Source organism: Pseudomonas poae (genome assembly GCF_001439785.1).
Lineage (GTDB): Bacteria > Pseudomonadota > Gammaproteobacteria > Pseudomonadales > Pseudomonadaceae > Aquipseudomonas > Aquipseudomonas poae.
In genome coordinates this window covers 80,158-104,651 of record NZ_JYLI01000010.1, presented here as the reverse complement: position 1 = coordinate 104,651, position 24,494 = coordinate 80,158, and the positions used below count along the sequence as shown (strand labels likewise).

At 58.7% G+C, this 24,494-nt stretch carries 19 protein-coding genes, 4 tRNA genes and 1 pseudogene; 17 read left to right on the top strand and 7 right to left on the bottom strand.

What is annotated here, in order from left to right:
- The first annotated feature begins 236 nt into the window (after positions 1–236).
- Positions 237–935: an orotidine-5'-phosphate decarboxylase gene (pyrF, locus tag TU75_RS13830; protein WP_003237161.1), complete on the top strand. Its 699-nt coding sequence runs from the start codon at positions 237–239 to the stop codon at positions 933–935.
- 138 nt (positions 936–1,073) lie between these two features.
- On the opposite strand, the gene TU75_RS13825 is transcribed toward pyrF, so the two are convergent.
- Complete coding sequence (locus TU75_RS13825; protein WP_015371655.1) at positions 1,074–2,081, bottom strand: NADP-dependent oxidoreductase; 1,008 nt, start codon at positions 2,079–2,081, stop codon at positions 1,074–1,076.
- A gap of 228 nt (positions 2,082–2,309) precedes the next feature.
- On the opposite strand from TU75_RS13825, the gene TU75_RS13820 reads away from it, so the two are divergent.
- From TU75_RS13820 to TU75_RS28565, 4 genes and pseudogenes are all read left to right on the top strand, one after another.
- A complete protein-coding gene (locus TU75_RS13820; RefSeq protein WP_003237158.1) occupies positions 2,310–3,071 on the top strand; it encodes an SDR family oxidoreductase in 762 nt (253 codons plus the stop codon).
- Positions 3,072–3,272: 201 nt separating this feature from the next.
- On the top strand, positions 3,273–4,685 hold the full coding sequence (locus TU75_RS13815) for an aminotransferase-like domain-containing protein (protein WP_060549245.1): 1,413 nt from the start codon (positions 3,273–3,275) through the stop codon (positions 4,683–4,685).
- Positions 4,686–4,799: 114 nt separating this feature from the next.
- Positions 4,800–5,909: pseudogene (locus TU75_RS28570) on the top strand (HAMP domain-containing protein); the annotation flags it as partial.
- Positions 5,886–6,767 (top strand): methyl-accepting chemotaxis protein, encoded by an 882-nt coding sequence (locus TU75_RS28565; RefSeq protein WP_414860463.1) that lies wholly within the window; start codon positions 5,886–5,888, stop codon positions 6,765–6,767. The pseudogene TU75_RS28570 and the gene TU75_RS28565, both read left to right, overlap by 24 nt.
- 36 nt (positions 6,768–6,803) lie before the next feature.
- Here the strand turns inward: TU75_RS28565 and TU75_RS13805 are convergent, their stop codons facing one another.
- Entirely contained in the window at positions 6,804–7,616 is an 813-nt protein-coding gene (locus tag TU75_RS13805) for an alpha/beta fold hydrolase (RefSeq protein ID WP_060549243.1), read from the bottom strand.
- 291 nt (positions 7,617–7,907) lie between these two features.
- Entirely contained in the window at positions 7,908–8,678 is a 771-nt protein-coding gene (locus TU75_RS13795; protein ID WP_003237152.1) for a hypothetical protein, read from the bottom strand.
- Positions 8,679–9,037: 359 nt separating this feature from the next.
- Between TU75_RS13795 and TU75_RS13790 the strand changes: the two genes are divergently transcribed.
- The 5 genes from TU75_RS13790 to gltS all read left to right on the top strand — a co-directional run bounded on the left by TU75_RS13790 (position 9,038) and on the right by gltS (position 10,891).
- Positions 9,038–9,113: transfer RNA gene (locus TU75_RS13790), tRNA-Glu, on the top strand.
- 3 nt (positions 9,114–9,116) lie between these two features.
- Positions 9,117–9,192, top strand: a tRNA-Gly gene (locus TU75_RS13785).
- Positions 9,193–9,297: 105 nt separating this feature from the next.
- Positions 9,298–9,373 (top strand) — tRNA-Glu (locus tag TU75_RS13780).
- 3 nt (positions 9,374–9,376) lie between these two features.
- A tRNA-Gly gene (locus TU75_RS13775) sits at positions 9,377–9,452 on the top strand.
- A gap of 227 nt (positions 9,453–9,679) precedes the next feature.
- A complete protein-coding gene (gltS, locus tag TU75_RS13770) occupies positions 9,680–10,891 on the top strand; it encodes a sodium/glutamate symporter (RefSeq protein WP_003237150.1) in 1,212 nt (403 codons plus the stop codon).
- Between the two features lie 63 nt (positions 10,892–10,954).
- On the opposite strand, the gene TU75_RS13765 is transcribed toward gltS, so the two are convergent.
- Positions 10,955–12,694, bottom strand: coding sequence for a dipeptidase (locus tag TU75_RS13765; protein ID WP_060549241.1), 1,740 nt, complete (start codon positions 12,692–12,694; stop codon positions 10,955–10,957).
- A gap of 1,095 nt (positions 12,695–13,789) precedes the next feature.
- On the opposite strand from TU75_RS13765, the gene TU75_RS13760 reads away from it, so the two are divergent.
- From TU75_RS13760 to TU75_RS13750, 3 genes are read left to right on the top strand one after another with little or no spacing between them, the layout of a single operon-like run.
- On the top strand, positions 13,790–14,935 hold the full coding sequence (locus tag TU75_RS13760) for a mandelate racemase/muconate lactonizing enzyme family protein (RefSeq protein WP_060549240.1): 1,146 nt from the start codon (positions 13,790–13,792) through the stop codon (positions 14,933–14,935).
- Between the two features lie 26 nt (positions 14,936–14,961).
- Positions 14,962–15,891 carry a LeuA family protein gene (locus tag TU75_RS13755; RefSeq protein WP_060549239.1) on the top strand — a complete coding sequence of 310 codons (930 nt, stop codon included), beginning with the start codon at positions 14,962–14,964 and terminating at the stop codon, positions 15,889–15,891.
- Positions 15,892–15,924: 33 nt separating this feature from the next.
- The gene (locus TU75_RS13750; protein ID WP_060549238.1) at positions 15,925–16,671 is read left to right on the top strand and encodes a sulfite exporter TauE/SafE family protein; all 747 of its coding nucleotides are present in this window, start codon (positions 15,925–15,927) and stop codon (positions 16,669–16,671) included.
- 222 nt (positions 16,672–16,893) lie between these two features.
- On the opposite strand, the gene TU75_RS13745 is transcribed toward TU75_RS13750, so the two are convergent.
- Both TU75_RS13745 and TU75_RS13740 read right to left on the bottom strand, forming a co-directional pair.
- A complete protein-coding gene (locus TU75_RS13745; protein WP_060549237.1) occupies positions 16,894–17,301 on the bottom strand; it encodes a PA2817 family protein in 408 nt (135 codons plus the stop codon).
- A 75-nt stretch (positions 17,302–17,376) separates the two neighbouring features.
- Positions 17,377–19,824 (bottom strand): acyl-CoA dehydrogenase, encoded by a 2,448-nt coding sequence (locus tag TU75_RS13740; protein WP_060549236.1) that lies wholly within the window; start codon positions 19,822–19,824, stop codon positions 17,377–17,379.
- Positions 19,825–20,101: 277 nt separating this feature from the next.
- Between TU75_RS13740 and TU75_RS13735 the strand changes: the two genes are divergently transcribed.
- From TU75_RS13735 to TU75_RS13725, 3 genes are all read left to right on the top strand, one after another.
- Positions 20,102–20,719: a glutathione S-transferase family protein gene (locus TU75_RS13735; RefSeq protein ID WP_015371668.1), complete on the top strand. Its 618-nt coding sequence runs from the start codon at positions 20,102–20,104 to the stop codon at positions 20,717–20,719.
- A 135-nt stretch (positions 20,720–20,854) separates the two neighbouring features.
- Positions 20,855–21,787, top strand: coding sequence for an ABC transporter ATP-binding protein (locus TU75_RS13730; protein WP_003237125.1), 933 nt, complete (start codon positions 20,855–20,857; stop codon positions 21,785–21,787).
- Positions 21,784–22,563: an ABC transporter permease gene (locus TU75_RS13725; RefSeq protein ID WP_003237123.1), complete on the top strand. Its 780-nt coding sequence runs from the start codon at positions 21,784–21,786 to the stop codon at positions 22,561–22,563. The genes TU75_RS13730 and TU75_RS13725 overlap by 4 nt, the downstream gene beginning before the upstream one ends.
- Before the next feature lie 59 nt (positions 22,564–22,622).
- Here TU75_RS13725 and TU75_RS13720 read toward each other — a convergent pair whose 3' ends face one another.
- Entirely contained in the window at positions 22,623–23,162 is a 540-nt protein-coding gene (locus TU75_RS13720) for a TetR/AcrR family transcriptional regulator (RefSeq protein ID WP_082630404.1), read from the bottom strand.
- Positions 23,163–23,253: 91 nt separating this feature from the next.
- Here TU75_RS13720 and TU75_RS13715 point away from each other — a divergent pair, with 91 nt between their 5' ends.
- Positions 23,254–24,453 (top strand): MFS transporter, encoded by a 1,200-nt coding sequence (locus tag TU75_RS13715; protein ID WP_060549234.1) that lies wholly within the window; start codon positions 23,254–23,256, stop codon positions 24,451–24,453.
- The last annotated feature ends 41 nt before the right edge of the window (positions 24,454–24,494 follow it).

Sequence of the window (24,494 nt, the reverse complement as noted above, 5' to 3'; positions counted from 1 at the left end):
TGCCTGGTGGATACGCTCAGCATAGGCGCCCAGCCCCATGGCTGGAAGTGCTGGACGGTCGGTCGTGGACGCGAGGCTAGCGCCGGGGCGTGTTGAGGGCATGTCGTGAATGTATCGATGCCGACACAAATGCCATAAAACCCGGACCGTCGGTATTTACCGATCACCGGATCCCGCAATGGCGCCGCTTGCGCTACAATCCGCGCCGATTTCGACTTGCCTGAGAGCCCATGCCAATGTCCGTCTGCCAGACGCCTATCATCGTCGCCCTGGATTACCCTACCCGTGAAGCCGCACTGCAGCTGGCCGACCAGTTGGACCCTGCGCTTTGCCGGGTCAAGGTCGGCAAGGAGCTGTTCACCAGTTGCGCGGCAGACATCGTCGGCACCCTGCGCGACAAGGGTTTCGAGGTGTTCCTCGACCTTAAATTCCATGACATTCCCAACACCACCGCCATGGCGGTCAAGGCGGCGGCCGAGATGGGCGTGTGGATGGTCAATGTGCACTGCTCCGGTGGCCTGCGCATGATGAGCGCCTGCCGTGAAGTGCTGGAACAACGCAACGGCGCCAAACCGCTGTTGATCGGCGTGACCGTCCTCACCAGCATGGAACGTGAAGACCTGGCTGGCATCGGCCTGGATATCGAGCCCCAGGAGCAAGTGTTGCGCCTCGCGGCCCTGGCGCAGAAGGCCGGACTCGACGGTTTGGTCTGCTCGGCCCTGGAAGCCCAGGCGCTGAAAACGGCGCACCCGTCGCTGCAACTGGTGACGCCGGGGATTCGTCCGGCGGGCAGCGCGCAAGACGACCAGCGGCGTATCCTTACCCCGCGCCAGGCGTTGGACGCGGGCTCGGACTACCTGGTCATCGGGCGTCCGATCAGCCAGGCCGCCGACCCGGCCAAGGCGCTGGCGGCGGTCGTCGCTGAAATCGCCTGATACCCAAGGCAAACACAAAAGTGGGAGGGGGCTTACTCCCGATTGCAGTGTGACAGTCGACATAGGCATCGATTGATCCACCGCTATCGGGAGCAAGCCCCCTCCCACATGTGTATGTGGGTGTCCTGAGAGACTGCGTCAGCTGACTTTGAGCACCAGCTTGCCGAAGTTCTCGCCATTGAACAGCTTCATCAAGGTCTCGGGGAATGTTTCCAGCCCGTCGACAATATCTTCTTTGCTCTTGAGCTTGCCCTGGGCCATCCAGCCGGCCATTTCCTGCCCGGCAGCGGCGAAGTTGGCGGCATGGTCCATCACCACGAAGCCTTCCATGCGTGCGCGATTGACCAGCAATGACAGGTAGTTGGCCGGGCCTTTCACCGCTTCTTTGTTGTTGTACTGGCTGATGGCCCCGCAAATCACCACCCGCGCCTTCAGCGCCAGGCGGCTGAGAACGGCATCGAGAATATCGCCGCCGACATTATCGAAATACACGTCCACGCCTTTGGGGCATTCGCGCTTGAGGGCGGCGGGCACGTCCTCGCTCTTGTAGTCGATGGCTGCGTCGAAACCGAGTTCGTCCACCAGAAACTTGCACTTGTCGGCGCCCCCGGCAATGCCGATCACGCGGCAGCCCTTGAGCTTGGCGATCTGCCCGGCAATGCTGCCCACCGCGCCGGCGGCGCCGGAGATCACCACGGTTTCGCCGGCCTTGGGCGCGCCGGTGTCCAGCAGCGCGAAGTAGGCGGTCATGCCGGTCATGCCCAGGGCCGACAGGTAACGCGGTAAAGGCGCCAGTGTCGGGTCGACTTTATAGAAGCCTCGCGGCTCGCCGACGAAGTAGTCCTGCACGCCCAGCGCGCCGTTCACATAATCGCCGACCTTAAACGTCGGGTTGTTCGACGCAATCACCTTGCCTACGCCCAACGCGCGCATCACTTCACCAATGCCGACCGGCGGGATGTAGGACTTGCCCTCGTTCATCCAGCCACGCATCGCCGGGTCCAGGGACAGGTATTCGTTGTGCACCAGCACTTGCCCGTCGCCAGGCACGCCCACCGGGACTTCCTGATAGGTGAAGGTGTCACGCGTGGCCGCGCCGACCGGGCGTTTGGCGAGCAGGAACTGGCGGTTGGTCTGGTCAGTCATGGCAGGGACTCTTGAGAAATGAACCCCGAGTGATAGACCTGCGGTGGCGTGAATGCAAGTGTTCGCCAGACGTGCGAATGCTCGCCGATAGACAGGAATGATAGTGCCGCCGGTGCCCTTATCACTGCGATTCATGCAGCCACAACCGGGCTTTTGATAGTGCTGACGCGCCAGGCCAGGCCTTGGCTAGACTCGCCCCACGGTTATTTCTCCCACAGGACCTTCCCCATGAGCATGACATTTTCCGGCCAGGTCGCCCTGGTGACGGGTGCCGCCGCCGGTATCGGCCGCGCCACCGCGTTGGCGTTTGCCGCCGAAGGCTTGCAGGTGGTGGTCGCTGATCTGGATGTGGCGGGCGGCGAGGGTACCGTCGCGCTGATCCGGCAGGCCGGCGGTGAAGCAGTGTTCGTGCGCTGCAACGTCACCCTCGAAGAGGATGTGCAGCAGTTGATGGCGCACACCATCGCCGCTTATGGCCGCCTGGATTACGCCTTCAATAATGCCGGCATCGAAATCGAGAAGGGCAAGCTGGCGGACGGTAGCCTGGATGAGTTCGACGCGATCATGGGGGTCAACGTCAAGGGCGTGTGGCTGTGCATGAAGCACCAGTTGCCGTTGCTGCTGGCCCAGGGCGGCGGGGCGATCGTCAATACCGCGTCGGTGGCCGGGCTGGGCGCGGCGCCGAAGATGAGCATTTATGCGGCCTCCAAGCACGCAGTGATCGGCCTGACGAAGTCGGCGGCAATTGAGTACGCGAAAAAGAAAATCCGCGTCAACGCAGTGTGCCCGGCGGTGATCGACACCGACATGTTCCGCCGTGCCTGGGAAGCCGATCCGCGTAAAGCCGAGTTTGCCGCAGCCATGCACCCGGTGGGGCGTATCGGTAAGGTCGAGGAAATTGCCAGCGCTGTGTTGTACTTGTGCAGTGATGGCGCGGCCTTCACCACGGGCCAGGCCCTGGCGGTGGATGGTGGTGCGACGGCGATCTAGGACGCGATGCCGCCCGCCATTCGAAAAGGCCGGGGGTGGTTGTGGGGCGTTTCCAGAACGGACGAACGCTTCTTCGAATGTGTGTCATCAGGTAAATAATTCAATAAAATCAATACTTTAATAAGAATTCAAAAAAGGCCTGAAGGGGCTTCTGTGCTTAACTGCTCGGGTTGAATAACTGACAGTTCAAGTGAGTGGCTCATGGATTTAGGGATCGATCGACAAGCCCTTGTACCGGTGGTGCAGCAAATCGTCAGCGCGGTGGCCGAGTGGATCCGCAGTAACGGAGTAAGCCCCGGCACGCGCCTGCCCTCCATCCGGCAATTGGCCCTCGACAACCTGCTCAGCCAGTCAAACGTGGTCGAGGCTCTGGAGCGGCTGGTCGCCCAGGGGCTACTGGCCTCCAGCAAGGGCTCCGGGTTTGTGGTGGCACCTGCGCCCGTGTTTCACGAGCCGCCCTGGCATGAAGGTGCGGAACGCGAGTGGGGCGCCTTCACCGACAGCCCCCTGGGTGAGCTGAAACTGGGGTGCGGCTGGTTGCCAGACGACTGGCGCGAAAGCGATGACCTCAGTTATGCGATCCGCGAAGTCAGCCGTACCGACACCGCCGGCCTGTTCAACTACAGCACGCCCCTGGGGTTGCCGGCATTGCGCGAGCAATTGCTCAAGCGTCTGAACCAGATTCAGGTGAGCAGCAATCTGGAGTGCATTCTCACCACCCACGGTGCCAGTCATGCCCAGGACCTGCTCATTCGCACGCTGCTCAAGGCCGGGGATACGGTGGTGGTCGAGACGCCGGGCTATGGCAACCTTTACCGCCAATTGGCGTTTCACGGCGTCACGCGGCTGGAGGTACCCGGCACCGGTTGCGGCCCGGATATTGCGGCGCTGGAAGCGCTGCTGCAACGTCATCGGCCCAAGTGCCTGTTCACCAGCAGCCTCTACCACAACCCCACCGGGTCCAGCTTGAGCCGCGACGTGGCCGAACGCTTGCTGGCGCTTGCGTGCTGCAACGACTTTCTGATCATTGAGGAGGATGTCTACGGCGACCTGCAACCTGCCAGTTGCATACGGCTGGCGGCACTGGCCCATGCGGAACGTGTCATCTATGTATCGAGCTTTTCCAAGACCCTGAGCAGCGCCTTGCGCGTGGGCTATTTGAGCGCGGGCGCTTCGCTCATTGCGCAACTGGCCCACCTCAAGACGCTGACGGGCATCGGCACCTCGCGTTTTGCCGAAGCCGTCGTGGCGACGCTGCTGGCCAACGGCACTTACCGCAAGTGGGCGCAACGCCTGCGCAAGCGCCTGAACGCGCAAATGGCCGCCACGGTGCAAGTGCTGGAAGACGAAGAATGGCAGGTGTTTACCGTGCCCGCCGGCGGCATGTTCCTGTGGGCGCGGCCGGGGCTTGGCGCCCCATCGCATGTGCAGGCCTGTGCTCGGCGACTGGGGGTATTGTTGACGCCAGGCGCGCTGTTCAACCCGGCGGGTGAACCCTGCGATTGGCTGCGCATCAATGTCGCCTATGCCGGTGATGAGCGGGCGCTGGCGTTATTTCGCGCGATGGGACCGGCCAGATCGACCTCGACCATTCTGAAAACGACCAGTACGTAGCTTTTTGCCATTATTGTGGCGTCAACGACTTGTGTTCAGGGCCTTGTGGTTGCCAATCTCGCTGCTGATAAAACCGGGCGTGTGGCATCCGCCATTGCTGGAGGGGCAAGTGCAATGATTTCGGGCGTGCAACGACGTTTCGCCAACCTCGGTATGGCGAAGAAGCTGGGCTTGGGTTTTGCGCTGGTATTGCTGCTGACGGCGCTGGTGGCTGCGATTGGCGTGTGGTCCCTGCACACGGTTGGTCAGCGTTTCGATGGGCTCAAGCGCATGTCGTCGCTCAATGACGGCTTGCTCAAGGTGCGCCTGATCGAGCAGGACTATGCGCTGCACGCCGACCCCAAGGCGGTGGATGCGCTGCATGAACGTGTCGACGCCCTGGCCGCGCTGGCGGCCAGTCTCAAGGCGCAGTCAGCCGCCAATGGGCCGGTGATGACCGATGTCGAGCAAGCCCTCGATGCCTATCGCAAGGCATTCGACGGGTTTGTGGAACTGACCCAGGCCAAGGACCTGGCGCTGGAAATGGCCAGTTGGTCGGTGTCCAGCGTGGCCAATAACCTCGATGTGTTGCAGTCCGGCCTGGCGGACGACGGCGCCGAAGGTCTCAAGGAGAGTCAGGGCCGGGAAGGCGCGGAGCTGATCGAGCAGGCGGGGCAGATCAGCCAGGTATCGCGCTTGATGCTGCAGGCGATGAACGAAGCCCGGTTACGTCTGGACCAGAGCCGCAGGGCGGATGCCGAGGACGCCGAGCAGGGCAAGATCGAACAGGCCGACCAGGCGCTGGCACAGGTCGAGCAGTTGAAAACGTCGGTCAAGGACGCCGGCTATCAGACCGTACTCAATGAAGTCTCCGGGCATATCGCCGCGTTCAGCGAAAAGCTCGGTGAATACACCGACCTGCTGGCCCAGGAAAAAGTGGTCTACCAACAATTGCGTGAGCGCGCCGATCAGGTGGTCAGCCGCGTCAATCAGGCGTATGACGCCGAAGACCAGTCGATGCAGGCGCAGTTGGTCAACAGCACGCTGCTGATCATTGGTTCGTCCGCGCTGGCATTGCTGGTGGGGCTGATGGCAGCGTGGCTGATTACCCGTTTGATCGTCGCGCCGCTGCGCAGCGTGATTGCGGTGGCCAGGCAGATTGCGGACGGCGACCTGACCGGGCGCATGGACGTAAGCCGCCGAGATGAAATCGGCCAGTTGATGCAGGCGATGCAGCAGATGGGTAATGGCCTGAGCCAGATGGTCAGCGGGCTGCAGGCCGGCATCGAGCAGTTGGCCGGTGCGGCGCAGTCGTTGTCCAGCGTTACCGAGCAGACCAACCTTGAAGTCAGCAGTCAGAAGGAGGAGACCGAGCAGGTCGCCACCGCGATGAACCAGATGAACGCCACCGTGCACGACGTGGCGCGCAATGCCGAAGAGGCTGCGCACGCCGCGCAGACTGCGGATGAGAAGGTCGACAGCGGCCAACAGGTGGTACGCCTGAGTCTGCAACGCATCGAATTGCTTGCCACCTCGAGCACCAGTGCCAGCGCCAGTATCGAAAGCCTCAGTGCCGAGATCCAGCACATCGGCACGGTTCTAGGCGTGATCAAGAGCGTGGCCGAGCAGACCAACCTGCTGGCCCTGAACGCCGCCATTGAAGCCGCCCGCGCCGGTGAGCAGGGCCGTGGCTTCGCGGTGGTGGCCGACGAGGTGCGAGCGTTGGCCAAACGGACCCAGCAATCGACGGAAGAAATCGAGCGGCTGGTCAGCACCTTGCGCAATGCGGCGCAGTCGTCGGTGCAGCAGATCCAGCAGAGTGGTGAACTGGTGAAGCTGGCGGTCAGTGATGCGCTGGAAACCGAAAGTGCCCTGGGCAGCATCGCGACGGCCGTGTCCTTGATCCAGCAGATGAACCAGCAGATTGCCGCTGCCGCCGAGGAGCAAAGCTCGGTGGCTGAAGAGATCAACCGCAGCGTCACCAGCATCCGCGCGAGTGCCGATCATTCGGCATTGAGCATGCAGGGCAACGCTGCGTCGAGCATCCAGCTGGCGCAGTTGGGGACTGAACTCAAAGGCATGGTAGGGCACTTCCGCCTTTGATCGCCGCGTAGGACGGCGATCAAAGGGCGAGGGCAGTCAAGCGTGGTTGGCAAGGAACGTCAGCAGCGCTTCATTGACGAAATCCGCGTTCTCCCGGCTGGAAATATGCCCGGCGTCGGGGATCAGTGTCAGGGCGCAGCCGATCAACTCGGCCATCTCGGCAGACTCGGCCGGCGGGCGCGGCTTGTCCTGCTCGCCGCACATCACCAGGGTGGTATCGGCATCCAGGCGCGGCAGCTGTTGCAGGATGTCTTCACGGCTGAAGATCAAGCGGCCCAGGGGCACGATGCTGTGTATCAGGCGTTCTTTGGAGAAGGCCTGCAGGGCGCTGCGAAAATCCTGATAGAGCGCGCAGTCGCGGTCGATATCGGCGCGAAAGAAGATCGGCGCGACCACATCCAGCAACGGCTGGGGAATGGCGCCGGCGTCTTCGATCATCTGGAACAGTGAGAAATAGTACTGGCGCGTGGCTTCCGGTTCGGCACCGAGGTAGGTGTCCATGAGCACCACGCTGTTGATGCGCTCCGGTGCGCGCAATGCCAGGCGTGCGCCCCACATGCCGCCGACCGACAAGCCGACCAGGTTGACCTGGGGGATCTCCAACTGGTCCAGCAGGGCCAGGGTCTGGCGTGCCAGGTCATCGAGGGACTGGGTTTGAGGGGGCAGCGTGCCCGATTCGCCGTGGCCCCACAGCTCGGGGACGATGACGCGATATTGCTGCGACAGGGCTTCGATCTGCGGTGCCCACATGGTGTGGTCCCAGAGGTAGCTTGAGCCCAGCAGGACGACTGGGCCGGCGCCCTGGTCGAGGTAGTGGAGGGGTTGTCCATCAATTATGGCGACAGGCATGTGGGGCCTCGGGCTGGCGGGAGTTAGGGGACTTTTTTACGCTAGTCGGGGGCGGGGGGATAGGTGCAAAGTGATGGCACTGCAGGGGGGTTATGAGGGGGAGCTTTTGTGGGGCGCGGTCCAATGTGGGAGGGGGCTGCTCCCGATGGCGGTCTATTGTGTACATATCCGTTGCTTCAGTAATGGCGGCTTGGGGGTCCGCTTTTACAGCGGGTCACTTTTGTAACGGCACAAAAGTAACCCTGGGCCTTCGCCTCACCACTCGGGCTTGAGCGGATCGACGGTGGTCGATCAGTCGTAGATTGCCTTCTTCTTCCACGCTGCATCAGCGTCGTCGGTTTTCAGGCCTTCGGTCAGTTCGTTGATTTCGTCTTCGGCGGGCTGGCTGTTGGTCAGGACGGTGGAGTTGGCGCGGGCCAGCTGGGATTCGAGCATTTTCAGTTGGGTGTTGTAGAACACCGGTTCCGGTTGTTTGCGCAGGTACTGCACGCCACGCTCGAAGGCCAGGCGTGCCTGGCCTGGTTGGCCTTGCTGCAAGGCGTGCTGGCCGAGGTTGTTGAAGAACTCGATATGCAGCAGCACCAGGATGTGACGAATTTCGCGGATCCAGTGCTTGGCTTCGTTGGCCGGCAGGAAGCCGTCCTGAGCGGCGCGGGTGACCTGGCCGTGCAGGGCTTCGAGCAGGAAGCGCACGTCCTTGGCCTTGGCTTCGGTCTGAATCGGGGCGGGCGGGTTGGCGACGGGGATCGATTCGCCCTGGGCGATCAGTGCATCGAGTTCGCCAATCCGCGCCTTGAGCGCCGCGCTGGATTTGTTGAGGTTGAGCAGGCGCTGGTTGACGTTGAGTTCCAGGCGGGTGAGCAACAGCTTGAGCGCCGGGGTCATCAACTGGCCGGGGAAGGTCTCGGTGATTTCGCCGCAGCGACGCAGCCGGTCGTTGAGTTCGATCTCGGTGCGTTTCTTTTCCAGCTTGTTGTTTTCCACCACGTGGTTCATGTAGCCAATGGCGATCAATATTACGATCCCGACTACTACCAGCAGGGTGATCATGAGTGGTGTCACCGGCGTGACCTCTTAATAGGGTTTGCTGTGGAGTGTAGTGACTGGGCCATCTGGCGGATAGGGCTGTTCGACCAGTTGCCCAGGTACCTTCTTCTATATAGGTATAGCGTTGGATGAATGAGCGCACATTGCCATCATCTGTTGGAGCGAACTATAGCGCCTTGTCGGGCGCTGGAATATAGGCGCCGGGTTACAGGGCGGCGCAACGCCCGTATGGGCGCGTAAACACGGGGGAAGTCATTGATTTAAATAAATTTATCCTTGGGGGTTGACGACCTTTCAATCCATCCATAGAATGCGCGCCACTTACAGCGTAAAGCACACAGCGAAACGCGGTAGGGAGTGAATGTTGTACGTGTGTCCCCTTCGTCTAGTGGCCTAGGACACCGCCCTTTCACGGCGGTAACAGGGGTTCGAGTCCCCTAGGGGACGCCATATGCGGGAATAGCTCAGTTGGTAGAGCACGACCTTGCCAAGGTCGGGGTCGCGAGTTCGAGTCTCGTTTCCCGCTCCAGTTTTTAAGCAGTGCTGCTCTCGGGCGGCACTGAGTGAAACCAGGACCACGTCTTCGGACGCGGCCTCTGGGCACTGAAATACACACCATGTGTTTCAGTAGCGTGTCCCCTTCGTCTAGTGGCCTAGGACACCGCCCTTTCACGGCGGTAACAGGGGTTCGAGTCCCCTAGGGGACGCCATTTGCGGGAATAGCTCAGTTGGTAGAGCACGACCTTGCCAAGGTCGGGGTCGCGAGTTCGAGTCTCGTTTCCCGCTCCATATTCAACAAAAACGCCGATCAGAGATGATCGGCGTTTTTGTTTGTGCGTTTTTTGATCGGATACATTCCGCCTGCCGTTCTGATGAGCTAAAACGCGAAAAATTTACCCTGCGCGTAGGTTTTTTTGTGAAGTGTGCGGGAAGGTTCTGCATTTCTCTTTGGGTAGCTGTGCACAGGTGCCTCTGTCTCTACTCTGGCCAGCCCATCATCCTTCAGCGGACTGCCCATGCTTCAACTCGACTTTTATTCAACCCTGGTCGCCGCTTCCCTGGTGCTGTTGCTGGGACGCTGGCTGGTGGCCCGTATGGGCTTTCTACGCACTTACAGCATTCCCGAGCCGGTGGCCGGTGGTTTGTTGGTGGCCGCGCTATTGGTGGTGTTGCGTCTAATGGCGGGTGTTGAAGTTCGCTTCGATGCATCGCTGCAAACGCCTTTGATGCTGGCGTTTTTCGCCACCATTGGCCTGAATGCCGATTTCGCCAGCCTGAAGGCAGGTGGACGCCTACTCGGCATTTTCCTGTTGGTGGTGACAGGCCTGCTGGTGCTGCAAAATGCCATGGGCATCGCGTTGGCCAGGATGCTCGGGCTCGATCCGCTGATGGGCTTGCTGGCCGGTTCCATTACCCTGTCCGGTGGGCACGGCACCGGTGCCGCCTGGGGCGGAGTCTTCAGCGCCAAGTACGGCGTTGCCTCGGCCTCTGAGCTTGCGATTGCGTCGGCGACTTTTGGCCTGGTACTGGGCGGTTTGATCGGCGGGCCGGTGGCGAGGCTGCTGATCAAGCGGGTGCAGGTGCCTGGGGTCGAGCAGGCGTTGCCGCGCCTGCCCAAGGGGTTTGAGCAACCCCATCGGGAACGCATGATTACCTCGTCCTCGTTTATCGAAACCCTGGCGCTGCTGGCGATAAGCCTGCAGGTTGGTATGTTCCTCAATGGGTTGATCCAGGGTACGGCGTTCGAGTTACCGACCTTCGTCTGTGTGCTGTTCGTGGGTGTTGTGTTGCGTAACGGTCTGTCGGCGCTGGGTTGGCACCAGGTGTTCGAGCGCGAGGTGTCGCTGCTGGGCAATGTCAGCCTGTCGTTGTTCCTGGCGATTGCCTTGATGTCGCTCAAGCTGTGGGATCTGGCGGCCCTGGCCTTGCCGATTGTGATTCTGCTGGCGGCCCAGGCGCTGTTGATGGCGCTGTTCGCGATATTCGTGACCTTCCGCGTGATGGGCAGCAATTACGACGCGGCGGTGTTGGCAGCGGGGCACTGCGGGTTCGGCCTGGGCGCCACGCCCACTGCGATCGCCAATATGCAGGCCGTGACGCAACGCTTCGGGCCCTCGCAGATCGCCTTTCTGGTAGTGCCGATGGTGGGCGCGTTTTTCATCGATATCACCAACGCGTTGGTGATCAAACTTTACCTGGCGCTGCCGTTCCTGGGCACGGGCGGGTGAGGGGCCTCGCACTACTGCGCTGACAAAAACGCCGATCATGAGTGATCGGCGTTTTTTATTGGGTCAGAGCTTCGGCAACTGGCCTATGCGGCCCATCATTTCAGTGACGATCTGCAAGTCCAGCAGGAATTGGTCGACGGTCTTGAATTCGCCGTCGGTGTGCCCGGTGTACTTGGTTTCCGGGCGCGCCAGACCAAATTGCACGCCATTGGGCAGGTCGTGCACGGAGGTGGCGCCGGCCGAGGTGCCGAATGTGTGCGGCATGCCGAGGTTTTCGGTGGAAACCGCCAGCAAGGCCTTCACCCATTCATCTTCCGGGTTGCGGTACATCGGCGTGTCGAGCGAGCAGGTGAAGGTCACGTCGACCTTGGCATGAGTGTTCCACGCGTTCAGTTTCTGCTCGATCTGCGCCTTGATCGCCTCCGGTGATTTGCCTTTCGGAGCGCGCAGATTCACCGCCAGCTTGAAAGCCTTGTCGTCCTGGCTGACGAAGGTCAGCGAGGTGGTCAGCGGCCCCATGAACTGATCGGAAAAGCCTATACCCAGCTTGCCGCCCAGGTAATCCAGGCCCCAGTTGTCGGCGGCGTAGCGCGCAGCGTCAGTGATGTGGTTGTGCTTGAGCGCGATCTTGCCGTCGACGCTGTGGATCAGTTCCAGCATGCGCGCCACCGGATTGACCCCGGACTGTGGCGCCGAGGAATGGGCAGACACACCCGTGACGGTAAGCTTGACCTCCTTGCCGTCGACCTTGGCGCTCACCTGGAAATCATCGCCGTTGCGCTTGGCGTATTCAGCGCCGGCCTGCTGCAGAGCGGCGGCCAATTCTGCAGGTGTATCACTGACCAGCATGGCCACCGACGCTGAGGGAATCTGATTGGTGGCCTTGCCGCCGGTCATCGAAATGATTTCTGCGCCGTTGCCTTCGCCCTTGCGCACGGGGAACGTGGCCATGACGGTGCCCGAGCCCTTCTCGGCAATCACCACCGGGTAGCCACCATCCAGTGCCAGGTTGTATTGCGGCACCGGGTTGCGTGCGAAGTAGTAGGGGATGGCATCGCCGGCGGTTTCTTCGGTGGTGTCCACCAGCAATTTGAAGGTGCGCGCCAGCGGCAGGTTTTCTTCCTTGATCACCTTCATCGCATACATCGCCACCACGATGCCGTTTTTGTCATCCTCGGTACCACGGCCGTACATGCGGTCACCGATCAGCGTGACCTTGAACGGGTCAAGCCTGGTGCCGTCCTTGAGCACCCAGTTCTCCGGCGTCACCGGGACAACGTCGGCGTGGGCGTGGATACCCACTACTTCGTCGCCGCGGCCTTCCAGGGAGATCTCGTACACCCGGTTGTCAACGTTACGGAAAGTGAGGTTGAACGACTTGGCCAGCGCCTGGATCTTGTCGGCGATCCTGAGAAATTCCGGGTTTTTATACTGCGGCACGCCGTCGACGTTGAAGGTTGGAATCTCGACCAACTCGCGCAGGGTTTCGAGAGCGGCCTTGCCGTATTTCACGCGGGTGTAGATGCCGAGTAGTCGATGGATTTCGTTTTGTTGGTCGGCGGTGAGGGGTTTGTTAGCCTGAAATGCTTCGATGGCTGGGCCGACTTCAGCGGCTTTCGTCAGGTCGCCTTTGACCAGCATGTCGAGGAAACCGCGAAAATCAGAGACCGTAGTGTCGTTGAAGCTTTTGATAATCGCCGTGCTTTGCTGCTCTGTCAGATTGGCGAAGGCTGGGCTGGAGAGGCTCGACAGGCTGGCAGCGAACAGGCTGGCCATCAGGATATTTTTCAGTGGGAAATGCATTGCTAGGCAATCCTTTGCAGGTAGTGAAAATAAATACCTGATTAACAGGTCAGAAATATTTTCACACACTACCATCACCCAGGCGGGAGAGGCAGGCTCAAATGTAAGGTTCGGGGTAGATTCCAAAGTTGCAGACGACTGACAGGCTAGACCGGATGCGGCTGCATATTGAGCCGTCACTTTTAGTGCCTTGGCATAGGGTCACCCCACAACTGCTCATGTAATTCTCCTACATGCTTGGCCACGCATCACCACCCTCCAGGTTGCGCGAATTATCCAGGTGGTCACCGAGCCAGATGCTAGTGCCAATCCAGGCCAGTTGCTCTTATATCTACATGGTCTTGCTGTGAATCACGTGTGCGTAAGGGATAAATCCTTATTTGGCAGAGCGCATGTGAAAATTTTGACGTCTGCGTTCGGCAGTACTTCTTGGCTTTTTGGAGAGGGCAGTTCCAGTGTTCCGGTATTCCAGTCAACACCATCTGCGCAAGCAGGGCAGCTAGCAGCGGTATTTCGTGTCCTCGATTGCGTCTGGTTAGCGAGGCTGCAGACCGGAAAGCGGGCTGTTATCGCTGTTCTAAAAATGTGGCTTACGATTTTCGCCATACTTTAGGCTCCGCTACATGCATTCGCAAGAGTAAAAAATCCGGCTGCTCAGACTTTTGCTCTCTTGCTCATTGCATCTAGATAACGGCCATCTAACTCCGTCTAAATTTTTGCCGTTGTCGAACATCGATCCGGTAAAGGTGAAATGTAGTGGGGCTGACTTTTTGATCAGTGACCACCTATCTTGGGTCCCTTTTAGATTAAAATATTATAGTTAAGCAAGTGTGGAAGCGTTGGTGATTATAAAGAGAGGAGGGACAAAATAAAAAAATGCCTGGTGCGAAAAAGTGTCATAAATAAAATTGCTTTGAATTCAATAGGGGAAAATAAACAGTCGTTGCGTGGGAAAAATCAATACGCGAAAGCATGAAATTTTATTCATGTTTAGGACTGGGGAAATCTGTTTCGCGATGCTTGATATTGCTGAGATCAACCAAGTACATTTCACTTAGTTTCCAGCATCGTTGATCGCCAACAGGAAGTTAATCCATGCACATTGCAAAAGCTGAAGTGTTCTTGACAGAGGTGCCATATAAAAGCCCTTATCAAACCGCAACTAATATAACCGCCAAGGGCCGGCATATAGTATTGAAGCTTACGACAGACACAGGACTCATTGGATGGGGAGAGTCGGGAATCATATCAAGAGGGTATCCTGCCCAAGGTGATACTCCCGAAACGATGATGGCAGTATTGGAAAACTACTTGTGCCCTGCAATAATTGGTAAGGATCCATGTCTGTTTGAAATAATAATGAGCGAACTCGATGTGGTAATTAAGGGCCATTTGTTTGCTAAGTGCGCGATAGATCATGCGCTTCTTGATCTTGCAGGAAAAGTATATGACGTTCCAGTTTGTAACTTGCTAGGAGGAGCATATGCACTTAGCTATAAGGTAAGTCGCAGCTTACCGTTTGCTTGCGTCAGGGTGGTCACTGAACGTGCACTTGAGTTGCAAGGACTTGGCTATGAGCGACTGACACTCAAGGGGTCCGGTGTACTGAAAGACGATTACGCCTGTTTTAAATCTGTCAGGCAGGCTTTAGGAGACAATTTTGAATTGGAGGTGGATCCCAATTGTGCCTATGACATTCCCACCGCTATTCAGTTTATAAAGCGTATAGAACAGCACGGTGTTTTTGCCGTAGAGCAACCTACACCAGGCCATGATATTGCCGGTTTGGCCGAGGTTAAACGAAATGTCTGTACCCCTATCATTGCCGATGAAAGCATTTTCAGTGCCCGAGATTTAAAGGAGATAATTCATCTCAACGCTGCACACGTAATCTGCCTGAAACCATTCAAGTCGGGCGGCATATTAGCTTCTCGTCGCTTATGTGCCGCTGCCGAGATCGCCGATTTGCAAGTCAGCACTGGTAGTATGCACCCATTTGGTATTGGCACTGCAGCCCTTCATCATTTTGTTTCTACCCTGAAAAATGTAGCAACTACAGGATACGGGTGCCCCACTGAGAGATTTGCAGACGATATAATTGACGAGAGTGGCTACTCATTTTGCGATGGGCAAGTTAAGCTTTCCATCGATAAGCCAGGATTAGGCGTAGAGGTTAATGAAGAAAAACTACTTTCATATACTTCGCTCTATAAGTCGATTGAACGCTCAAAAGCCATATAACCCCTTAAAGCAATGGATTGTATTTTATGACTTTTATAACGCTCGTCGATTCTACGCTGCGCGAAGGAAATCAAGCTCCTGGGGTTAAACTAACAACCAAATCTACTTTGACCATAGCCTACGCACTAGCGAACGCAGGTATTGACTTTATCGAAGCGGGCCACCCGTACGCGTCGAAACAGGAGTTCGACAGAGTCACAGCCCTTGTACAATCAAAAATCGCCAAAAATATTCTTGCGCATTCCCGCGCTCATCAAGAAGATATTGATGCAGTCGCGGCGACAGGGGCAAACTGGATAGGCATATTTGCTGGCATCAATGAAACGTCACAGAAATATCGAATCAGAAAATCCAAGGCGCAGATACAAGATTTAATTAAGAAAAGTATAATGTACGCAAAGTCACTGGGTCTGAAAGTTCGCTATACCAGTGAAGATGCTTCCAGGACGCCGTTTGATGATTTGGTTGAGACGTTTAAAATTGCTAAAGCTGCCGGCGCGGACCGAATTTGCTATGCGGACTCATTAGGAGTTTGCGAGCCATTCAAGGTTCAAACGACGATTAAGCTAATCAGGCAATTATTATCTGATATTGACCTCGAAGTGCACTTCCATGACGACAGAGGTCTGGCGATGGCCAATACCTTGGCCTCCATAGAGGCAGGCGCTACTTTTATTTCCTGCACGGTCAATGGCATCGGTGAACGGTGCGGCATCACCGAAACATGCCTTCTTATTACTAATCTGCACTTCAACTCAATATCTTGCAGCGGAAGAGCCTCGAAAGTCCTAAAGCTCAGTAGCATCGTGTCGAAAGCGCTTGGCGACGCCTTTGACCGACGGCGCCCGATTATCGGCGAGTACAGCTTCGTACATACTGCAAAACTTCATGTGACCGCCAGTTCCCGTAATAGAAATTGCTATCACTGGATAGACCCTGCTTACTTGAGCGAGTAAACCGCGCCTTGAATCTAATGCGAGTACCTCAACATGATAGGTCATGAGTGGTTGACAAGCGTCGGTCTGGTTTTTCTCGGAATAATAACGGGATTTGTCGGGACCAACACCGGCGGAAGTGTGTTTTTAACCGTCCCGGTGATGATCTGGCTAGGGATTGCGCCTCAGTCGTCGATCGCCACAGCGCGCTTGGCTTCGATAGGCACCATGGCTGCAGGGCTGCGGCATTTCCATAGTCAGGGAAAGATCGATTATGCCCTGGCCTTTCCAGCTGCGGCACTGGGGCTAGTTGGGGCTCTGGGAGGAGCGAGTCTTCTTCTCCAAATAGATCCCGTGCTGCTGCATAAAGTGATTGGCGGGCTGACATTATTGCTCGTTGCCCTGTCCCTTATAAAAAAGCCTCGTAGCGGCGAAACACCTCCCTCTGCGATCAGGCGTCTGTTTGGCTATATCCTTTTTATCCCAGTAGGAATGATCGGCGGGTTATTCGGTGGACAAGCCAAACTTTCGACGTATTTATTCATTATTTTTTTTAGAAAAACCATCAGCGAATCGGCGGGCACGCGTAAAGTCGGCGGGCTAGTGCTTTCCGTCGGTTCACTAATAATTTTCGGCGTCAGCGGCATCATTAACTGGCAGTACGGATGTTGCCTGGTGATTGGCACGCTATTGGGTGCAAATGCTGGCGCGAAGTTTGCCTTGAAGAAGGGTGACCAGTGGATGGAGTCAGTTTTCAATATAGTCGTGGTTGCTTTAGCGTTGAGGATGATGTTCTGGTGAGCAGAAATCACATAGCTCATTCAGATCGGACGGTGTATCCCGAACACGTAACTGGACTCACCTGTTTGCCGATGCTGATGCATTTTCGCGTGACTACCGATCCCCGCGATCCGTCGGTGATGTTGTCTACCCTCAACTTGTTTGCAGTGGAGTCGAGGCGAGCAGGGGATGGCATTTTTAGCTCATGCCCCTCTCACATCGGGATTATCAGACTTACAACAATCAGTGCTTGCTCTGATCATCCGGCATGGCCAGCAGCTGCTGTTCCTGGTTCCAGTCGAACGGTTCGTCATTGAGCTCGGCTTCATGACGACGTTCTTCCAGCGCCTGGTACAAATCCAGTTCTTCGTCGGGCATGAAGTGCAGGCAGTCGCCGCCGAAGAACCAGAGCAGGTCGCGTGGCACCAGGTGGGCGATTTGCGGGTAGCGCAGGATGACCTGGCTCATCAGGTCCTGGCCCAGGTACTGACTTTCGATCGGGTCGATAGGCAGCAGGGCGCGCAGTTCGTCGAAGCGCTCCAGGAACAGGGTGTGGCTTTCCTCCGGCACTTGTTCGGCTTCGCCGACGGCAACCAGGATGCTGCGCAGGTGGTCGAGCAAGACGAGATGATCAGCAACGACGTTGGACACGAGATAAGTCCTCTAAAGCAAAAACGGGCGCGAGAGTATATAGCTCAAGCGCCCGTAATTATATGACCGCAGGTATCAGCGGACTTTGCCTTCAGCCTGGGTCAGCTCTTCCTTGCTGAAATCATCCACGTCGATCACCTTGCGTCGCGCAGCTTCGGCGTCACGCAGGGTCTGCGCCTCGGCCGGTTGCAGCACGCCCGCTTGCAGGGCGGCGTCGATGGCGTGTTCGCCGGCAGTCGGTTTGACCTGGCCGCTTTTCAACGCGCTGTGCAGTTTCTTTTGCAGTGGATGGCTGGCGCCAAGCAGGTCATAGGCATGTTGCAGCGCGCCGACCGGATCCTGCGCCGATTGCGGGCGGTAGCAGCCGGCCAGCAACTCTTCGAGAGTCGGGTCGCCCTTGGCGCGGCCAATCACTGCGGCCACTTCGGCATCCAGTGCATCGGACGGCCCGGTATGGCGCCGTCCGAATGGAAACACGATGACCCGCAACAGGCAGCCCAGCACCTTGTTCGGGAAGTTGCTCAGCAATTCATCCAGCGCACGCTCCGACTCGCCGAGGCTCTCTTCCATGGCCCAGGCGAACAAGGGTTCCAGGTGATCCGGCGAATCCAGGTCGTGGTAACGCTTGAGCGCTGCCGAGGCCAGGTACATATGGCTCAGCACGTCGCCCAGGCGCGCCGACAGGCGTTCGCGGCGTTTGAGCTCGCCGCCGAGCAGCATCATGCTCAAGTCGGCAAGCAATGCGAAGGCGGCCGCCTGACGGTTCAAGGCGCGGAAATAACCCTGGCTCAGACGGTTGCCGGGGGCTTTCTCGAAGTGGCCAAGGCCCAGGTTCAGCACCAGGGTGCTGGCGGCGTTGCTGACGGCGAAACCGATATGCTGCATCAGCAGGCCGTCGAACTCCTTGAGTGCCTGGTCACGGTCTTCACGTCCTGCCAGCGCCATTTCCTTGAGCACGAACGGATGGCAGCGAATCGCGCCCTGGCCGAAGATCATCAGGTTGCGCGAGAGGATGTTGGCGCCTTCCACCGTGATGAAAATCGGCGCGCCTTGCCAACTGCGGCCCAGGTAGTTGTTGGGGCCCATGATGATGCCCTTGCCGCCGTGCACATCCATGGCATGGGTGATGCACTCGCGACCACGTTCGGTCAGGTGGTACTTGAGGATCGCCGACAGCACCGAGGGTTTTTCCCCCAGGTCGACGGCGTTGGCGGTGAGCATCCTCGCGCTGTCCATCAGCCAGGCGTTACCGCCGATGCGTGCCAGGGATTCCTGGATGCCTTCGAACGCCGACAGCGGCACATTGAACTGCTCGCGCACCTGGGCGTACTGGCCGGTGACCAGACTGGTGAACTTGGCGGCCCCGGTGCCGACGGCGGGCAAGGAGATCGAGCGGCCCACGGACAGGCAGTTCATCAGCATCATCCAGCCCTTGCCGAGCATCTCCTGGCCACCGATGAGGTATTGCAGTGGGATGAACACGTCCTTGCCCGAGTTGGGCCCGTTCATGAACGCAGCCCCCAGTGGCAGATGGCGACGACCGATCTCCACACCGGGAGTATCGGTGGGAATCAGCGCGAGGCTGATGCCGAGGTCTTCTTCCTCACCCAGCAGGTGATCCGGGTCATGGGCCTTGAAGGCCAGGCCCAGCAGGGTCGCGACCGGGCCGAGGGTGATGTAGCGTTTCTCCCAGTTCAGGCGCAGGCCGAGGGTTTCCTTGCCTTCCCATTCGCCTTTGCAGATCACGCCGGTGTCGGGCATGGCGCCCGCGTCGGAGCCGGCCAGCGGGCCGGTGAGGGCGAAGCACGGGATGTCATCGCCACGCGCCAGGCGCGGCAGGTAATGGTTGCGTTGTTCGTCAGTGCCATAGTGCAGCAGCAGTTCGGCCGGGCCCAGTGAGTTGGGCACCATCACGGTGGACGCCAGGTCACCGCTGCGGGTGGCGAGTTTCATCGCCACCTGGGAGTGGGCGTAGGCGGAGAAGCCCTTGCCGCCGTATTCCTTGGGAATGATCAGCGCGAAGAAACCGTGGGTCTTGATGTGCTCCCAGGCTTCGGGCGGCAGGTCCATGGCCTGGCCGATTTCCCAGTCGCTGACCATGGCGCAGAGCGCTTCGGTGGGACCGTCGATAAACGCCTGTTCTTCTTCGGTGAGTTTTACCTTGGGGTAGGCCAGCAACTTGTCCCAGTCGGGGCGACCGCTGAACAGTTCGCCGTCCCACCACACCGTGCCCGCATCGATGGCGTCACGCTCGGTTTCGGACATTGGCGGCAAGACTTTCTGAAACCAGCTGAACAGCGGCTTCGTGAAGTATTGGCGGCGCAGGTCGGGCAGCAGCAGGGGCACGGCCACCAGAGCGACCAACACCCAGAAGATCAGCAGCAGCCAACCCGGTGCGTGGCTCCAGGCGCCCATCGCCAGCAGGTAAACGGCAACCACGCCGAGGGCGGGCAGGGGGGCGACGCGGCGGTGTGCCAGGTAGGCAATGCCGACCACCAGCACCAGTATCCACAACAACAGCATATTCAGTCCTCCGTGAAACCAGGGGCGAAACCACCAGGGAGCTTAGTCGGCATGCGAGCAAGCGCGGTGATCAAGGTGTTACCACGTGTTCAAGACAGTTCCAGTCGCTCACTGGGTAGTGACCGTCCCATGAGGGGGGAGTTCGTATGAAAATGTACCGGAACTCGTGCGGATTTATCTGACCTGCCAGTCATCCAGTACCGTTTTGCCACTCAGGCATCGTATGCTGCGGTTTCCATCACAACACGTTGTGCATTCACCCATCCAGGGAGCGGTCATGCTGAAAATCTGGGGTCGTAAAAATTCGTCGAACGTCAGAAAAGCGCTGTGGTGCGCCGAAGAGCTCGGCCTGGACTATGAGGCGATTGATGCAGGCGGGGCATTCGGGGTCGTCGATACGCCGCAATACCGTGCATTGAACCCCAACGGTCGGGTGCCGATGATCGAAGATGGCGACTTTGTGCTGTGGGAATCGAACACCATCGTGCGCTACCTCTGCGCCAAACACGCGTCAGACTTTTACCCGGCTGACCTGCAAGCCCGCGCCAACGCGGAAAAGTGGATGGACTGGACCACCTCGACCCTCGCTGATCCGTTCAAAGCGGTGTTCTGGGGCATCGTGCGAACCCCGCCGGAAAAACAGGACTGGGACAGCATCGATGCCGGACGCCAGGCCTGTGTCGATGCACTGAACACCGTTGAGCAGGCGCTCGCCCGGCAACCTTATCTGTCCGGCAACGCGTTCGGCATGGGCGATATCCCGTTGGGCTGCTTCATCTACGCCTGGTTCGAAATGCCCATCGAGCGCCCGGCAATGCCGCACCTGGAGGCTTGGTACCAGCGCCTGCAACAGCGTCCGGCCTTCCGCAAGGCAGTGATGACCGCGTTGACTTAATACCCACTATTAATGCGGTTGACTGTACTTGTGCGACCCGGGCACTCACCATGCCCGCCATGCACCCAGGTTGAACTACCTGCGCTGCGCCTTCATCTACCCTTTCCATTCCCTTCTTTTGGTGCGTATTCCGATATGAGTTCCGCTCTGTCCATCCGGCAGCTAACCAAAACCTACGGCAACGGTTTCCAGGCCTTGAGTGGTATCGATCTGGACGTTGCCGAAGGTGATTTCTTCGCCTTGCTCGGCCCCAACGGTGCCGGCAAATCCACCACCATCGGTATTCTTTCCACCCTGGTCAACAAGACCAGCGGCACGGTGAACATCTTCGGCCACGACCTCGACAAGTCTCCGGCGGCGCTCAAGCGTTCCATCGGCGTGGTGCCTCAGGAATTCAACTTCAACCAGTTCGAAAAGACCTTCGACATCGTCGTGACCCAGGCCGGCTACTACGGCATTCCTTCGAAGGTCGCCAAGGAGCGCGCCGAGCAGTACCTGACCCAACTGGGACTGTGGGACAAGCGTGACGTGCCTTCGCGCTCGCTGTCCGGCGGCATGAAGCGCCGTCTGATGATTGCCCGCGCGCTGGTACATGAGCCGCGCCTGCTGATCCTCGACGAGCCCACTGCCGGCGTGGATATCGAACTGCGCCGCTCCATGTGGACCTTCCTCACCGAGCTGAACGAGAAGGGCATCACCATCATTCTCACCACCCACTATCTTGAAGAGGCCGAGCAGCTGTGCCGCAACATCGGCATCATCGACCACGGCACCATCGTCGAGAACACCAGCATGCGTAATCTGCTGGGCCAACTGCACGTGGAAACGTTCCTGCTCGATCTGAAGAACACGCTGTCGGCGCCGCCGCAGCTGCTGGGCTACCCGAGTCGCCTGGTGGACAGTCGCACCCTGGAAGTCCAGGTGGACAAGGCCATGGGTATCACCGCGCTGTTCACCCAGTTGGCGACCCAGAACATCGAAGTATTGAGCCTGCGTAACAAAACCAATCGCCTTGAGGAGTTGTTTGTGTCCCTGGTGGAGAAAAATCTGGCGAAGGTGGCGGTATGAATTCAGAACTGCAACCCAACCTCGTCGCGCTGCAAACCATCGTCTACCGCGAAGTGAAGCGCTTCACCCGGATCTGGCCGCAGACGCTGCTGCCGCCGGCCATCACCATGGTCCTGTATTTCGTGATCTTCGGTAACCTGATCGGTCGGCAGATCGGTGACATGGGTGGTTTTACCTACATGGAATACATCGTGCCGGGCCTGATCATGATGTCGGTGATCACCAACTCCTACGGCAACGTGGTTTCCAGCTTCTTCGGCAGCAAATTCCAGCGCTCCATCGAAGAGTTGATGGTGTCACCGGTGTCGCCGCACACCATCCTGATCGGCTACACCGCAGGCGGCGTGCTGCGTGGTTTGATGGTCGGGGTGATCGTGACCCTGCTGTCGCTGTTCTTCACCCATCTGCAGGTGCACCACCTGGGCGTCACCATTCTGGTGGTGGTACTGACGGCGACGATCTTTTCGCTGTTGGGGTTTATCAACGCGGTGTTTGCACGCAATTTCGATGATATTTCGATCATCCCGACCTTCGTGCTGACGCCGCTGACCTACCTGGGTGGCGTGTTCTACTCCATTACCCTGCTGCCGCCGTTCTGGCAGACCGTGTCGCTGGCCAACCCGGTGCTGCATATGGTCAACGCCTTTCGCTACGGTATCCTGGGCGTGTCGGATATCAAGATCAGCGTGGCGATCACTTTCATGATCGTGGCCACTGTTGTCTTGTACTTCGGCTGTGCACGGTTGCTGGTGAGCGGGCGCGGGATGCGCACCTAAGCCGGAAAAAGTGTGGGAGGGGGCTCGCTCTCTCCCACGTTTGGATTTGGGTATTGCCTTTACTCTTGCAGGGCCAGTTCGATCAGTGCGTGCAGTTCCTGCACGGTCAGCGGCACAGTTGAAAACAGAATCCGAAACACCGTCGGCGCCGCGATCAGATTGATCAAGTGGGCCACGCTCGGTGGGTTGCTGTCGGGATAGCGATCAACAATCGCTTGAAGCTGCGCGCTGAGGATGCTTACGCAGTAGCCCGGGGTCACGCTGCATTGCAGGTCGCGCATCATGTTGCGCCCTGGCTCGGAGCTCATCTCATCCAGATACTGCTCGGCCCAGGCCTGCAAATCGCCGCGCAGGCTGCCGGTGTTGGCCGGCTCACTGTCCGGGCGCATGCGGGCCAGGGCCACATCCGCGAGCAACACGCCAAGGTCACCCCAACGCCGGTAGATGGTCGAGGGCGTGACACCCGCACGTGCGGCGATCATTGGCACCGTAACACTGGAACGCTCATGGGTTTCCAGCAGTTCACGCGCCGCCGAATGTACGGATTCTTGTACCCGGGCACTACGGCCCCCCGGGCGGAGGCCTTCTTTTATCGCCATGGTTGCGACCTTAACACAAAGAATTTGCTTTAAGAGCCAGCCGGTAGCACACTTCGCAAAAGCAAAATATTAGCTTTAGCGGAGCGTGCCCATGTCCAGTCCCACTTCTCATCGTCCCAGCCTGGTGTTCCTCGCGATCACCTTGCTGACGTTCCTGGCCGCTTCCAGCGCGCCGACGCCGCTGTATCACCTCTATCAGGAAGGTCTGCATTTTTCGGCGGGCATGCTCACGCTGATCTTCGGGGTGTACGCCATGAGCCTGCTGGCAGCGTTGCTGACAGTGGGTTCGTTGTCGGACCACCTCGGGCGCAAGCCGGTGATTTTTGCCGCACTGGTCCTGAATATGCTGGCGATGTTGCTGTTTATCAATGAAGGCAGTGTGGCCTGGCTGATTGCTGCGCGCACCCTGCAAGGGTTTGCCACCGGCATGGCCACGGCGGTATTGGGCGCGGCGCTGCTCGACAGCGACCGCCAGCAGGGCCCGTTGGTCAACAGTGTGGCGCCGCTGCTGGGCATGGCGTGTGGGGCGATGGGCAGCAGTTTGCTGGTGGAGTTCGCGCCGCTGCCGACCCAGTTGATCTACTGCACATTGTTGCTGCTGATGGTATTGCAGGCCGTGTATGTGTGGCGTCTGCCGGAAAGCGTCAGCCGTATCCCGGGTGCATTGGCCTCGTTGCGTCCGACCCTGCATGTGCCGCCTCAGGCACGCCGGGCGTTGTGGCTGTCGTTGCCGGTGGATGTGGCGGTGTGGGCGATGGGCGGGTTCTATCTCTCCCTGGCGCCGTCGCTGGTGCGGGCGGCCACCGGCTCGACGTCCAACCTGATCGGTGGCGGCCTGGTGGCGGTGCTGACCTTGAGTGGCGCGCTGATGATCCTCACCCTGCGCAATCGACCCGCGGACAAGGTGCTGCGCCTGGGCGCCGGGTTGCTGGCCATCGGCGTGGCCCTGATTCTTACGGCGGTGCATAGCGCCAGCCTGCCGCTGTTTTTCATCGCCACCCTGATCGCCGGCAGCGGCTTTGGCGCAGGCTTTCTGGGCGCCTTGCGCAGTGTGGTACCGCTGGCCTTGCCCCATGAGCGGGCGGGCTTGATGTCGGCATTTTATGTGCTGAGTTACTTGGCATTCTGTTTGCCGTCGTTATTGGCGGGCAACCTGATTCGAAGTTTTGGCTTGATCGCGACCACCGACGGTTATGGCGCGGTGCTGATCCTGCTGGCGTCTGGTGCCCTGGCTGCGCTGATGTGGCAGGGCCGGCAGTCGGTTCATATTGGTAAAACAGATAACAGTTAGAGATATTACCCGTTATATAGATATTCGATCAGGTTCTATGA

Coding starts and splice junctions, on each gene's coding strand:
- TU75_RS13755 (WP_060549239.1), top strand. CDS start 14,962: ATGACTTTTATAACGCTCGTCGATTCTACGCTGCGCGAAGGAAATCAA.
- TU75_RS13740 (WP_060549236.1), bottom strand. CDS start 19,824: ATGCTGTTGTTGTGGATACTGGTGCTGGTGGTCGGCATTGCCTACCTG.
- TU75_RS13720 (WP_082630404.1), bottom strand. CDS start 23,162: ATGGCGATAAAAGAAGGCCTCCGCCCGGGGGGCCGTAGTGCCCGGGTA.
- TU75_RS13765 (WP_060549241.1), bottom strand. CDS start 12,694: ATGCATTTCCCACTGAAAAATATCCTGATGGCCAGCCTGTTCGCTGCC.
- TU75_RS13750 (WP_060549238.1), top strand. CDS start 15,925: ATGATAGGTCATGAGTGGTTGACAAGCGTCGGTCTGGTTTTTCTCGGA.
- TU75_RS13815 (WP_060549245.1), top strand. CDS start 3,273: ATGGATTTAGGGATCGATCGACAAGCCCTTGTACCGGTGGTGCAGCAA.
- gltS (WP_003237150.1), top strand. CDS start 9,680: ATGCTTCAACTCGACTTTTATTCAACCCTGGTCGCCGCTTCCCTGGTG.
- TU75_RS13735 (WP_015371668.1), top strand. CDS start 20,102: ATGCTGAAAATCTGGGGTCGTAAAAATTCGTCGAACGTCAGAAAAGCG.
- TU75_RS13820 (WP_003237158.1), top strand. CDS start 2,310: ATGAGCATGACATTTTCCGGCCAGGTCGCCCTGGTGACGGGTGCCGCC.
- pyrF (WP_003237161.1), top strand. CDS start 237: ATGTCCGTCTGCCAGACGCCTATCATCGTCGCCCTGGATTACCCTACC.
- TU75_RS28565 (WP_414860463.1), top strand. CDS start 5,886: ATGCAGGCGATGCAGCAGATGGGTAATGGCCTGAGCCAGATGGTCAGC.
- TU75_RS13730 (WP_003237125.1), top strand. CDS start 20,855: ATGAGTTCCGCTCTGTCCATCCGGCAGCTAACCAAAACCTACGGCAAC.
- TU75_RS13760 (WP_060549240.1), top strand. CDS start 13,790: ATGCACATTGCAAAAGCTGAAGTGTTCTTGACAGAGGTGCCATATAAA.
- TU75_RS13805 (WP_060549243.1), bottom strand. CDS start 7,616: ATGCCTGTCGCCATAATTGATGGACAACCCCTCCACTACCTCGACCAG.
- TU75_RS13715 (WP_060549234.1), top strand. CDS start 23,254: ATGTCCAGTCCCACTTCTCATCGTCCCAGCCTGGTGTTCCTCGCGATC.
- TU75_RS13825 (WP_015371655.1), bottom strand. CDS start 2,081: ATGACTGACCAGACCAACCGCCAGTTCCTGCTCGCCAAACGCCCGGTC.
- TU75_RS13725 (WP_003237123.1), top strand. CDS start 21,784: ATGAATTCAGAACTGCAACCCAACCTCGTCGCGCTGCAAACCATCGTC.